The 12,240-nt window shown below is 70.0% G+C and carries 13 protein-coding genes; 7 read left to right on the top strand and 6 right to left on the bottom strand.

What is annotated here, in order from left to right; genetic code table 11:
- Window positions 1–134: 134 nt before the first annotated feature.
- The gene (istA, locus tag KOI35_RS42740; RefSeq protein WP_215795464.1) at window positions 135–1,361 is read left to right on the top strand and encodes an IS21 family transposase; all 1,227 of its coding nucleotides are present in this window, start codon (window positions 135–137) and stop codon (window positions 1,359–1,361) included.
- Window positions 1,361–2,155, top strand: a complete 795-nt coding sequence (istB, locus tag KOI35_RS42735; protein ID WP_215795463.1) for an IS21-like element helper ATPase IstB — start codon at window positions 1,361–1,363, stop codon at window positions 2,153–2,155. The genes istA and istB overlap by 1 nt, the downstream gene beginning before the upstream one ends.
- Window positions 2,156–2,603: 448 nt before the next feature.
- On the opposite strand, the gene KOI35_RS42730 is transcribed toward istB, so the two are convergent.
- On the bottom strand, window positions 2,604–3,254 hold the full coding sequence (locus KOI35_RS42730; protein WP_215795462.1) for a transaldolase family protein: 651 nt from the start codon (window positions 3,252–3,254) through the stop codon (window positions 2,604–2,606).
- Between the two features lie 20 nt (window positions 3,255–3,274).
- Window positions 3,275–4,036: an SDR family oxidoreductase gene (locus tag KOI35_RS42725; protein ID WP_215795461.1), complete on the bottom strand. Its 762-nt coding sequence runs from the start codon at window positions 4,034–4,036 to the stop codon at window positions 3,275–3,277.
- 88 nt (window positions 4,037–4,124) lie between these two features.
- Here KOI35_RS42725 and KOI35_RS42720 point away from each other — a divergent pair, with 88 nt between their 5' ends.
- Entirely contained in the window at window positions 4,125–5,030 is a 906-nt protein-coding gene (locus KOI35_RS42720) for a sugar-binding transcriptional regulator (RefSeq protein WP_215795460.1), read from the top strand.
- On the opposite strand, the gene KOI35_RS42715 is transcribed toward KOI35_RS42720, so the two are convergent.
- Complete coding sequence (locus KOI35_RS42715; protein ID WP_308121406.1) at window positions 5,019–5,687, bottom strand: TetR/AcrR family transcriptional regulator; 669 nt, start codon at window positions 5,685–5,687, stop codon at window positions 5,019–5,021. The genes KOI35_RS42720 and KOI35_RS42715 overlap by 12 nt on opposite strands.
- A gap of 80 nt (window positions 5,688–5,767) precedes the next feature.
- On the opposite strand from KOI35_RS42715, the gene KOI35_RS42710 reads away from it, so the two are divergent.
- From KOI35_RS42710 to KOI35_RS42695, 4 genes are all read left to right on the top strand, one after another.
- Window positions 5,768–6,679, top strand: coding sequence for an SDR family NAD(P)-dependent oxidoreductase (locus KOI35_RS42710; protein WP_215795459.1), 912 nt, complete (start codon window positions 5,768–5,770; stop codon window positions 6,677–6,679).
- Between the two features lie 19 nt (window positions 6,680–6,698).
- Window positions 6,699–7,724 (top strand): medium chain dehydrogenase/reductase family protein, encoded by a 1,026-nt coding sequence (locus tag KOI35_RS42705; RefSeq protein ID WP_215795458.1) that lies wholly within the window; start codon window positions 6,699–6,701, stop codon window positions 7,722–7,724.
- Window positions 7,725–7,734: 10 nt separating this feature from the next.
- Window positions 7,735–8,343, top strand: coding sequence for a TetR/AcrR family transcriptional regulator (locus KOI35_RS42700; protein ID WP_215795457.1), 609 nt, complete (start codon window positions 7,735–7,737; stop codon window positions 8,341–8,343).
- A 97-nt stretch (window positions 8,344–8,440) separates the two neighbouring features.
- Window positions 8,441–9,772 carry a M14 family zinc carboxypeptidase gene (locus KOI35_RS42695; RefSeq protein ID WP_246614712.1) on the top strand — a complete coding sequence of 444 codons (1,332 nt, stop codon included), beginning with the start codon at window positions 8,441–8,443 and terminating at the stop codon, window positions 9,770–9,772.
- A gap of 60 nt (window positions 9,773–9,832) precedes the next feature.
- Here the strand turns inward: KOI35_RS42695 and KOI35_RS42690 are convergent, their stop codons facing one another.
- The 3 genes from KOI35_RS42690 to KOI35_RS42680 all read right to left on the bottom strand — a co-directional run bounded on the left by KOI35_RS42690 (window position 9,833) and on the right by KOI35_RS42680 (window position 12,194).
- On the bottom strand, window positions 9,833–10,969 hold the full coding sequence (locus tag KOI35_RS42690; RefSeq protein ID WP_215795455.1) for an MFS transporter: 1,137 nt from the start codon (window positions 10,967–10,969) through the stop codon (window positions 9,833–9,835).
- A 59-nt stretch (window positions 10,970–11,028) separates the two neighbouring features.
- Complete coding sequence (locus KOI35_RS42685) at window positions 11,029–11,583, bottom strand: hypothetical protein (protein ID WP_215795454.1); 555 nt, start codon at window positions 11,581–11,583, stop codon at window positions 11,029–11,031.
- 86 nt (window positions 11,584–11,669) lie between these two features.
- Window positions 11,670–12,194 (bottom strand): DNA-directed RNA polymerase subunit beta family protein, encoded by a 525-nt coding sequence (locus KOI35_RS42680; protein ID WP_215795453.1) that lies wholly within the window; start codon window positions 12,192–12,194, stop codon window positions 11,670–11,672.
- Window positions 12,195–12,240 lie beyond the last annotated feature (46 nt).

Genomic DNA, 12,240 nt, shown 5'->3' with positions numbered 1-12,240 from the left:
CGAACAACGAGCAGCCCGTGAGCCACACGCGACGAACAACGAGCAACTTGCGGTCCGCACGCGACTGTAAGCGACGCGTGAAAACTGACCCCCTAGCGACGTCCGAATATTGACCCCCTCCTGAAGATCAGGAGGTGTTGAACGTGGAGGACTGGGCGGAGATCCGTCGGCTTCACTGGGCAGAGGGCGTGCCGATCAAGGTGATCGCCAGGAGGCTCAGGATCTCGAAGAACACGGTGCGTAAGGCGTTGGCGGCGGCGCAGCCGCCGTCGTATCGCCGTGCGGCGAAGGGTTCGATCGTGGATGCGGTCGAGCCGCAGATCCGGTTGTTGCTGGCCCAGACGCCGTCGATGCCGGCAACAGTGATCGCGGAGCGGATCGGCTGGGACCGGTCGTTAACGGTGCTCAAAGACCGGGTGCGGGAGCTGCGGCCGTTGTTTGTGCCGCCGGACCCGGCGCAGCGCACCGAGTATCTGCCGGGCGAGCTCGCGCAGTGCGATCTGTGGTTCCCACCGGCTGATGTTCCGTTGGGATTCGGCCAGCAGGGCCGGCCGCCGGTGCTGGTGATGGTCTGCGGCTACTCGCGCTGGTTGTCCGCGACGATGATCCCGACCCGGCAGGCCCCGGATCTGCTCGACGGTCACTGGCAGCTGTTGTCGAAGCTGCGGGCGGCGCCGCGAGCGCTGGTCTGGGACAACGAAGCCGCGGTCGGGCAGTGGCGGGCCGGGCGGCCGCAGCTGACCGAGACGATGAACGCGTTCCGCGGCAGCCTCGGTATCCGGGTGATCCAGTGCCGGCCGGCTGATCCGGAAGCCAAAGGCCTGGTCGAGCGGGCCAACGGCTATCTGGAGACGTCGTTTCTGCCTGGCCGCCGGTTCACCTCGCCGCAGGACTTCAACGCCCAGCTCGAGCAGTGGCTGATCCTGGCGAACAACCGGATCCACCGCACCTTGCAGGCCCGTCCGGCCGACCGGATCGACGCGGACCGGCAGGCGATGGTCGGCCTGCCGCCGGTCGAGCCGGTGGTCGGCTGGCGGCTGACCACCCGCCTGCCCCGCGATCACTACGTCCGCGTCGACGCCAACGACTACTCGGTGCACCCGTCCGCGGTCGGCCGGCGCGTCGAGATCCGCGCGGACACCGACCAGGTCGAAGTCGTCTGCGACGGCCGTCCCGTCGCCGCCCACAGCCGTTGCTGGGCGGCGCATCAAAGCATCACCGACCCGATGCACCGCGACGCCGCGACTCTGCTGCGGGCCGCGCACCGCCTCGCCGTCAAGACTCCGGTCCGCACCGAGGTCGAAGCGCGGGACCTGGCCGATTACGACCGCATGTTCGGTCTCGACAGCGAGGTGGCCTGATGACCGCCAAGACCACCGGCAGCCGCAACGTCGCCTCGGAGATCGCGTTTCTGACCCGGGCGTTGAAGGCACCATCTTTGGCCGCGTCCGTCGAACGGCTGGCCGAACGGGCCCGGGCCGAGTCCTGGACCCACGAAGAGTTCCTGGCCGCCTGCCTGCAACGCGAAGTCGCCGCCCGCGAATCCCACGGCGGTGAAGGCCGCATCCGGGCCGCCCGGTTCCCGGCCCGCAAGAGTTTGGAAGAGTTCGACTACGAGCATCAGCGGTCGTTGAAACGCGACCAGATCGCGCATCTGGGAACCCTGGACTTCGTCACCGGCCGCGAGAACGTGGTCTTCCTCGGCCCACCCGGGACCGGCAAAACACACCTGTCCATCGGGCTGGGGATCCGGGCCTGCCAGGCCGGGCACCGGGTCGCGTTCGCCACCGCAGCGCAATGGGTGGCCCGCCTGGCCGACGCCCACAACGCCGGACGACTACAGGACGAGCTGGTCAAACTCGGCCGAGTCCCGCTCCTGATCATCGACGAGGTCGGCTACATCCCGTTCGAACCCGAAGCGGCGAACCTGTTCTTCCAGCTCGTCTCGGCCCGCTACGAACGCGCCTCGCTGATCGTCACCAGCAACAAACCATTCGGCCGCTGGGGCGAGGTCTTCGGCGACGACGTCGTCGCCGCAGCCATGATCGACCGGCTCGTCCACCACGCCGAAGTCATCTCGATGAAGGGCGACAGCTACCGGCTCAAAGACCGCGACCTCGGCCGCGTCCCCGCGGCCGGCAAAACCAACGACTAACCAACCCGGCGAGGGGGTCAGTTTTCATCCGTCGCCAGGGGGTCAGATTTCAGCCGCCGTTGACAGCGACGAACAACGAGCAGCTTGTGAGCTGCGCGCAATGAGCAACGAGCAGCCCGTGAGCCACACGCGACGAACAACGAGCAGCTTGCGGTCCGCACGCGACGAACAACGAGCAACTCGCGGGCCGAACGCAACGAACAACGAGCAACTTGCGGGCCGCACGTAACGAGCAACGAGCAACGAGCAGCTTGCGAGCCGCACACGACCAGCAACGAACAACTTGCGAGCCGCACACGACCAGCAACGAACAACTTGCGAGCCGCACACGACCAGCAACGAACAACTTGCGAGCCGCACACGACCAGCAACGAACAACTTGCGAGCCGCACACGACCGGCAACGAGCAACTTGCGGGCCGCGCGTGACGGCGTACGGGGAAACGGGTTTAGGAAGTTGCCGTCACTGCCTGCTCGAAAGTCTGGACCGCCTCGGCGGTCAGCTCGTCGGCGAAGAACTGCTCGGCGATCGCCGGCGCCATCGTGAAACAGTCGACGCCGCGCCGGGCCAGAGTCACGATGGCCGCGGTGTCGGGGATGCTGGCCAGCAGGATCCGGGTCGCGCTCCCGGTGGCCGCCAGCAGCTCCCGCATGGCGACGATCTCGCCGATCCCGTCGCGACCGGCCGCGTTGAGCCGGCGCAGATACGGCGCGATATAGGTCGCACCCGCGGCCGCCGCCACCACCGCCTGCGCCGGGTCGTAGACCGCGGTGAGCAGCGTCGGCACCCCGTCGGCCGCAAGTTGGGCGCAGGCCGCGGAACCGGCACGGGAGGCCACCAGCTTGACCACGACCCGGTCACCCAGGTCGCGCAGTTCCTGTCCGCGCTTGACCAGGGTCGCCGTGTCCTCGCCCCAGGCCTGGAAGAAGACCTCGCGGGCGCCGGCGGCGGTGGCCCACCGATAGATGTCCGGGATGTCGGCCACACCGACGACGGCCCGCTGCAGGATGGTCGGGTTGGTCGTGACGCCGGCGAAGAGGCCGGTGGCCAGCAGATCCTCGGCGGCGGCCCGGTCGGCGGTGTCGAGATAAAGGTGCACGGAAATCCTTTCGAAAAAAGTCAGGAGAACCAGACGCCGCCGTCGACGACGATCGACTGGCCGGTGACGTAGCCGGCGTCGGGCGAGGCCAGGAACGAGACGACTCCGGCCACGTCGTCCGGGGTCTCGAGGCGGCCGAGCGGAATCTTGTCGACCCAGCCGGCCAGTTCGGAGCCGGGGGCGGTGCCGCGGCGGGCCGTGACCGCGTCGTCGATGGCGTCCCACATCGGCGTGTGCACGACGCCCGGGCTGTAGACGTTCACGGTGATGCCGTGCTCGCCGAGCTCTTGCGCGGCGGCCTGGCTGAGTCCGCGTACGGCGAACTTGGACGCCGAGTACGCGCCCTGCCACTTGCCGGCGCGATGGGCGGCCACCGAGGCGGCACCGATCAACCGGCCGCCGCGGCCCTGGGCGATCATCTGCCGGGCCGCCGCCTGGTAGCAGTGGAAGACCCCGGCGACGTTGACGTCCATGACGCGCTGCCACTGGGCCGCGGTCGTGTCGACCAGCGGGGCGGTGACGGCGATGCCGGCGTTGGCGACCATCACGTCCAGTCCGCCGAACCGGTCGACGTGCTGCTGCACGGCGGCGTCGACCGCGGCCGCGTCGGTGACGTCCAGCTCGAGGGGCAGACCGTTCAGTTCCTCGGCCAGCCGATCGAGGGCATCCCGTGCGGACGGCAGATCGGCCACCGAGACGGCCAGCCCGTCGGCGGCCAGGCGTACGGCGATGGCCCGGCCGATCCCGCCCGCGGCGCCGGTAACCAGAGCGGAGCGAGTCACGGTCTCCCCCAGTCCGCGCTCATATGAGCGCTATGCTGCTCGGATGAGCCCTCATGGTCCCTCCACTCGTGAAGCCCGTCAACCGGGGATGGAGCACCTGGTCGCCGGTCTGGCCGCCCGGCGGTTCTATCTGGACGGGCGCACGAAGAAGCAGATCGGCGACGAACTGGGCATCTCCCGGTTCAAGGTGGCCCGGCTGCTCGACCAGGCTCTCCGCGACGGCATCGTCCGGATCGAGATCGACGTGCCGCCCGAGATCGACCTGGAGTTGTCCGAGCGGTTGGCCGCGCGTTACGGGCTGCGGCAGGCGATCGTCGTCCGGGCCGCCGACCGCCGCCAGTTGGCCCGGGTGTGTGCCGCCGTGCTGGCCCAGCGCCTCTCGGACGACGACGTGCTCGGTGTCTCGTGGGGCCAGACCCTGCACGCGCTCACCGACGTGCTCCCGCGCCTCCCCCGGGCCGCGGTGGTGCAGATGGTCGGCAGCATCCCGGCCGCCGACCTGCAGGTGACCTCGCTCGAGCTGCTGAAACGGCTGGGCGAGAGCACCGGCGGCCCGGTCCTCGGGCTGCACGCCCCGATGATCGTCGACTCGCCGCAGATCGCCGCGTCGTTGCGCTCGGCCGACTACGTCGCCTCGACGGTGGCCGCGTTCCCGAGCATCACCTGCGCGATCGTCGGGGTCGGCAGTTGGCGCCCGCACGGTTCGTCGGTCCGCGCCGCGCTCCCGCCGGCTCTGGCCGCCCGGCTCGACGCCGAGGGCGCGGTGGCCGACATCTGCTCGACGGTCCTGAACGCGGCGGGCGAACCGGTCGGCGGCACCACCGTGGCCGACCTCAGCATCGCCATCACGACCGACCAGCTGCGCGCCATCCCCGACGTCATGGCCATCGCGGGCGGCGCCGGCAAGGCCACGGCGATCGCCGCCGCCATCAAGGCGGGGCTGCTGCACCGGCTCATCACCGACACCTCGGCGGCCCAGGCCCTAACGGGGTAGCACCCCCAGCAGGGTGGCGGTCAGAGCCAGCCGCAGCCCGTCCTCCAGCGGCATGTGGAAGCGGGCCAGCTCGGGCTCGGCCTCGTACGCCGCCCGCAGGCTGGGCGGGGGCGTGCTGTAGGCCGACAGCGCACCGGCCATGGCCAGGGTGTGCAGGCCGAAGAGGGCGGCGTTCGCCCCGATCTCGGGCAGGTGCTTCTCGAGCAGCGCGGCCATGTCGGCCAGGCGGCCGAGGGAGGCGCGCTTGTAGCGGGCGACGACCTCGACCGAGACGTTGTGCTCGAGCACGCCGCCCTGCGCGCCGAACAGGTCGCACAGCACCATCCGATCGGCCAGCGAACGGCTGAGGATCTCGGCCACCGCCGTCGCCCGCTCGGCCATCGGCCCCTTCGCGTCGACGCCGGCGGCGAAATCGGCGGCCAGTTCGGTCAGCCACTCCCCCAGGAACTGGTCGAGCAGTTCGAGCAGCACCGCCTCGCGCGACTCGAAGTAGCGCAGCACGTTCGGCTTGGCCAGCCCGACCCGGCGGCTCAGTTCGTTCAGCGTGACCGCGGCCACCGGCATCTCGTCGAGCATCGCCGATGCCATGTCGAGGATCGCCTGCCGGCGGATCTCCCGCTGCTCCTCGGTGCGTGCCCGCTGGAATGTCACGCTCACCACCCTAGCGTAAATACCGCCGGTACGTTAACGTCGTCGCTACAAGATACCTCCGGTACTTAATCGAGCAGGGAGCTGACATGAGCGACAAGTGGACGACGGCGAACATCCCCGGCCAGCAGGGACGGGTCGCCGTGGTGACCGGGGCCAACACCGGCCTGGGATTCGAGACGGCCAAGGCGCTGGCCGAGCGCGGAGCGTCGGTGGTGCTCGGCGTCCGCGACGTCGCCAAGGGCAAGCAGGCCGCCGCCCGGATGAGCGGAGACGTGACCGTCCAGGCCCTCGACCTGACCTCGCTCGACTCGGTCCGGACCGCCGCCGCGGCGCTGCACGACCGGCTCGACCACATCGACCTGCTGATCAACAACGCCGGCGTGATGTACAACCCGAAGCAGACCACCCACGACGGCTTCGAGATGCAGTTCGGCACCAACCACCTGGGCCACTTCGCGCTCACCGGCCTACTGCTGGACCGGATGCTGCCGGTGCCCGGCTCCCGCGTGGTGACGGTCAGCAGCACCGGCCACCGCATCCGGGCCGACATCCACTTCGACGACCTGCAGTGGGAGCACTCGTACAGCCGGGTCGGCGCCTACGGCCAGTCCAAATTGGCCAACCTGATGTTCACGTACGAACTCCAGCGTCGCCTGTCCACTCACGGCACCACGGCGGCCCTGGCCGCGCATCCCGGCGTCTCCAGCACTGAACTGGCCCGCAACACCCCGGCCGCCCTGCGTCTCCCGATCACCTGGCTGGCCCCGCTGATCACCCAGACGCCGGCCATGGGCGCGCTGCCCACCCTGCGCGCCGCCACCGACCCCGCGGCGTTGGGCGGGCAGTACTACGGCCCGGGCGGACGCAACGAGATCAAGGGCCATCCCCGCCTGGTCACGTCCAGCCCCGCGTCCTACGAGGTGGCCGTCCAGCAGCGGCTGTGGGCCGTCTCCGAGGAACTCACCGGGGTGACTTTCCCGCTTGCGTTGGTAGGTTAACGGCCGTAACCTTACGCCTGTGAACATAAGCGAGACCACCGAAGTCGTCCTGCCGGGAGTCGTCGAGCCGAGCGGTTTGGAACTGCGTACCCGGGAGCTGCCCCCACCCGGTCCGGGCCAGGCCCTGGTCGCCGTCGAGGCGAGCGGCGTGTCGTTCGCCGAGCAGGCGATGCGCCGGGGCCGCTACCCCGGGCAGCCGAAGTTCCCGTTCGTCCCGGGCTACGACGTGGTCGGCACCGTCGCGAGCGTCGGACCCGGCGCCGACCCGGCCCTGGTCGGCCGGCGCGTCGCGGCCATCACGAAGACCGGCGGCTGGGCCACCCACGTCCTGCTCGCCGCGGGCGACCTGGTGCCCGTCCCGGCCGGGCTCGACCCGGGCGACGCCGAGACCGTGGTCGTCAACGGCGTCACCGCCTGGCAGATGCTGCACCGCCGGGCCCGGGTCCGGCCCGGCGCGACGATCCTGGTGCACGGGGCCAACGGCGGGGTCGGCACCACCCTGGCCCAGCTCGCCCGGCTCGACGACATCCGGGTCATCGGCACGGCCAACCCCCGTCACCACGACGCCCTGCGCGCGCTCGGCGTCATCCCGCTCGACCACGCCGACCCCGCGCTCGCCGACCGCATCCGCGAGCTGGCCCCCGGCGGGGTCGACGCCGCCTTCGACAACCTGGGCGGCGACCATCTGCGCCGCGCCTGGCACCTGACCGCTCGCGGCGGAAGCGTGGTCTGCTACTCCATCGCCGCCCACCAGAGCGGCCCGATGGTGCCGGCGTTCCTGGTCACGCTGGCCCGCCTCGCGATCTGGAACGCACTGCCCAACGGCAAGCAGGCATCCTTCTACGACCTCTGGTCGGGCAAGAAAGACATCGAGAGCTTCCGTTCCCGTACGCGGGAAGACCTCACCGCCGTGCTCGATCTGCTCGCCGCGGGCCGGATCACCGCCCAGGTCGCCGCCCGTGTACCGCTGACCGACATCGGAGAGGCGATGACACTCGCCGAAGCACGCACGGTTCCCGGCAAGGTCGTCGTGGTCCCTGCGTAGGGTCACCGGCATGGAGACCACCGGCGCACGCACCCGCAACCGGCGCGGCGAGGGCGCCCGCCTGCGCGACGACATCCTGGCCGCCGCCACCGCCGTGCTCGACGAGACCGGCGACGGCCAGGCGGTGACGCTGCGCGCGGTGGCCCGCCGGGCCGGCATCTCGGCGCCCTCGATCTATCCGCACTTCCCCGACCGCGACGCGATCCTGCTCGCCCTGGTCCGAGATGCCTTCGCCGAGCTCACCGCCCAGCTCCGCGCCGCCGCACCGAGCCTGCCCGCGGTGTGCGACGCCTACCTGGCCTTCGCCGCGGCCCGCCCGCACCGATACCGGCTCATGTTCGGCGGCGTCTACGACGCGGCTCCCGCCGTCCACGCCGGATCGTTGCCGGCCGAGGAGGCCACCGCGCTCGGCCGCGACGCGCTCACCGTCTTCGTCGAGGCCATCGACGCCTGCGTCCGGTCCGGCCGGTCCACCAGCACCGACCCGTACGCCGACGCCATCGCCCTGTGGCTGGGCCTGCACGGGCTGGCCCACCAGCGCAGCGTGCTGTCCGAGTTCCCGTGGCCGGCCGACATCACCGACCGCCTGATCCACTCGCTGGCCCACCTGGAGGTATGACCTCGTCGGCATGTTGACGATCACCCTGACATCGATGATCGTGCATGAGTAGCGGCCCGGCGCACGGTGACGCCGGCCATTGCTTCCCGAGGTGCCGATGCTCAGCTTCCGCAGGTTTCTCGCCGCCGGAACGGCCACCCTGCTCGCCCTGCTCGTGGCCCCGCCCGGCCGGGCCACGGCGGCCGCGCCCGAGCCGGCCTACTACGACGTCACGTCGACGTCGACCTTCACGACCACGGCCGGCCTGGCCGCCGACCTCACCCGACGCGGCTACGACGTGCTGGAAGGCCCGCTGACCCGGGCGGTGCCGATCCTGGCCACCGCGGCCGAGGCGCAGCGCCTGCGGGCCCGCGGGCTGTCGGTGCGCTACGCCGGCCCGCTGCACCAGCCGGTGGCGACGACGTGGCTGGCCGCCGCCAACACCTACTACGGCGGCTACCACACCACGGCCGGACACGAGGCGCACAACCAGGCGGTGGTCGCCGCCCACCCGGACACCGCGGTCCTGCGCACGATCGGCCAGTCGTGGCTGAAGACCCAGGGCACCGGCGGCCACGACATCCAGGCCCTGTGCATCACGAAGATCAGAGCCGGTGACTGCGCGACGACCACCACCGGCACGAAGCCGAAGTTCACCCTGATGGCCCAGATGCACGCCCGGGAACTCGCCACCGGCGAACTCGCCTACATGTGGATCGACTATCTGGTGAACAACTACGGCAAGGTCGCCGCCGTGACCACGCTGATGGACACCACCGAACTGTGGGTCATCCCGATCGCCAACCCCGACGGCGTCGACATCGTCTCGTCCAACTCGACCCGGCCGATCTCGCAGCGCAAGAACGCCCACACCAACGGATGCTCCGGCACCGGCAAGGGCGTCGACCTCAATCGCAACTCGAGCTACCACTGGGACGTCAACCAGGGCACCAGATGCTCCGAGACCTACCCTGGTGCGAGCGCGGCCAGCGAACCCGAGACCCGCGGCATCCAGAGCTTCCTGAGCAGCATCTACCGCGACACCAAGCCGGCCGCTGACTTCTCCCCCGCGACCACGGGCACCACCGGCACGTTCCTCACGCTGCACAGCTATTCCGAGCTCAACATTTTCCCGTACGGGTGGACCAACAACCTCGCGCCCAACAACGCCGACCTCAGGACGATCGCCAACGCCATGGCCAAGGCCAACAAATACGACGTGGTCCACGGCGACGGCGGCCTGAACTACTTCGCCCCCGGGGCCACCGACGACTGGATCTACGGCACGCTGGGCGTCCCCGGCTACACCATCGAGGTCGGCCCGAGCGGGTCCTCCTGCGGCGGCTTCTTCCCGCAGTACTCCTGCATGTCGACGTTCTGGAACCTCAACCTGCCCGCCTTCATGGCCCTGGCCACCGCGGCGGCCCGCCCCTACCCGACCGGAAAGTAGTCAGTGCAGACTGCTCACGCCCGCTTCCACCAGGGGCGTGAGCCGGGGCAACTGTTCCGGTCAGCTGCTGTCCTCGTTCCTCATCCCCGCCTCCGCAACCCCGGCACGCAGCCCGGCCAGGGCGACGACGGTGACGACCGCACTGGCCGCGAACACCGCCCCGTAACCCAGCCGGGTCGCCGAACCGAGGCCGATCAGGGGGCCGGCCGCGATGGCACCGAGGCGGCGTGTGTTCGTGTAGAGGCCGGCGGCCAGCCCCGGCCTCGGAATGATCTGCTGGAACAGCGTCAGCCCGACCCCGGCCACGGTCGCGAAGAACCAGGCGTTGAGCAGTTGCAGTCCGAGCAGCCACACCACTCCCCCGGCGAACGCCATCGCGACGTAGTAGACGATCCCCGCCACACACCCCGACACCAGCAGCACCCGCCCCGGCACGCGACCGGTCAGCCGCCCGATCAGCAGCAGCGCCGGAATCTCCAGCCCCGCCGCCACGCCGAGCGCGATGCCCGCCCACACCACATCGAGCCCGAGCCGCCCGGTCACGTACAGGCTCATCACCGACACGGTCGCACTGTTGGTCGCCTGCAAAGCGATGAACACCACGACCACCACCGCGACCTGCCCCCGCCGAACTGGTGCCACCTCCGCGGCCCGGTCACCCTCGGCAACGACCGCTGCATGCCGCATGAGCGCGGTCGTACCGATGTTGAACAACGCCACCACCGCGATCGCCGCCAGAACCGCCCGCGGCCCGAACCCGCCGATCAACAGAGCGGCCAATGGCGGCCCGGCGACCCAGGCGAACGACACCAATGCCCGCGTACGCACCACGTCTCCCGGCCCGGCCCCGGTGTGCTTGAGGTGCGCGAACAACAGCGAACTGCCGACCCCGGCCGGTCCGCCCAGCAGCACCAGCCCGAGCACCGCCAGTGGCAGCGATGTGGTCACCGCCAGCACCCCGGCCAGCGCGAACGTGAGCAACCCACAGACCAGCATCGGCCGTACATAGTCGTGGAGCCGATCGGCGTACGCGGGAATGACAAGAGACGCCGCAAAACCGCCCGTGTTGTAGATCGCCAGCGCCCACCCGATCTCCCCGGCGCTCGCGTCGAACGTCGTGGCCAGCAGCAGCGCCAACGCCGGGTTGAGGAAGGCGAACTGAAAGCCCCAGAACAGGGCCGAAGCTCCGATCAACACGCCTCGACCCTAGGCACGTCGCGGCGCCGGAAAGGGGTTCTGCTGTTACCTGCCTCCCGTCAGGGCCGGCGCCAGCGCGCTCGGTCCTCGCCGGCCTTCTTGATGCACCGGTAGACCTTGCCCGTCTTCGACACGCCGGTCGCGCCTTCCGGCGAGCAGAACGCGCCCGGCGTGACGACCTTCCCGCTCGGCGCTTTCGTGGTCGGCCGCGGTTTCGGCTTGGTCGTGGTGGGCCGAGCCGTCGGCTTCTTCGTCGTCGGCCGGACGGTCGGCTTCACGGTCGGCTTCGGCGACGGTGAAACCGACGGCTTCGGCGACGGCGAAGCGGACGGCGAAGCGGACGGCGACGCTGCCGGCGGCGTCGTGCGGGCCGGTGGAGCAGAGGTAGCGCCCAGCGCCGGTGCCGCCTTCACCACATCGGACCCCGTCGCCGCGGTCTTCTTGCCCGAATCGTCGAAAGCCCCCGCCACCCCGGCGACCACAGTCCCGCCGACGCACAGCACCAGAACCCCGAGAACGGCGACCAGCACCACCTTGAGCGGCGACTTCTTCTTGTCGGCGGTCTGCGGATACGCGGCTGTGGGCTGCTCCCACGGTGGGGGTTCGTACGTCACCGCATCACCCTGCGTTCAGCTCCGCGCATCGTCGATCAGCCGTTCGGACGGCGGCAACGACTTATCGGCGATCGATCCGCCGGACGTCAGAACAGGCGGAACTTCTGGTTCGTGCTGTTCAAGTTGCACGGGGAGAGCCCGAGGTTGGCCATGACCGTGTAGGGCGGGGTGTATTCCAGGCACATGTGCTTGCCCAGCTTGAAGGCCCCGTAGCTCTTCAGGACCTGCCGCTGGGAGGTTCCGGAGCCGACGGTGAAGACCTCCCAGATCTCGGCGTCGTCGGCATTGAGACACCTGAAGCCCAGCGGCCCGAACGTGTCTCCGACCGAGGCCATGCACGCACTCGTCTGGACATTCTTGAACATGTAGAGGGCGTGCCCGTTCAATGTTCCCCGGCCCACGAACGACCAGTTCCGGGCGGTCACGGGCGCGGCTTCGCAGGGCTTGATATTGATGATCTCGATGGTGTCCCGTACGCAGAGGCCGTTGTTGTGCTTGAACATGCGTCCGGCCGCCTGAGCCGGCGCGGCCACGCCGAAGCTGAGTAACAGCAGGACGACCGCCGCTGCGGCGGCGGTCAGGCTACGCATCGCCTGTCTTCTATCGGTCATGGGCCGCAGCCTAGGGGTCGATCGATCGTGGCCGCTGACCCGATCG

This window comes from Paractinoplanes bogorensis (assembly GCF_018829635.1).
In the GTDB taxonomy this organism is placed as follows: Bacteria; Actinomycetota; Actinomycetes; order Mycobacteriales; family Micromonosporaceae; genus Actinoplanes; species Actinoplanes bogorensis.
This window is presented reverse-complemented; position numbering and strand designations above follow the sequence as displayed.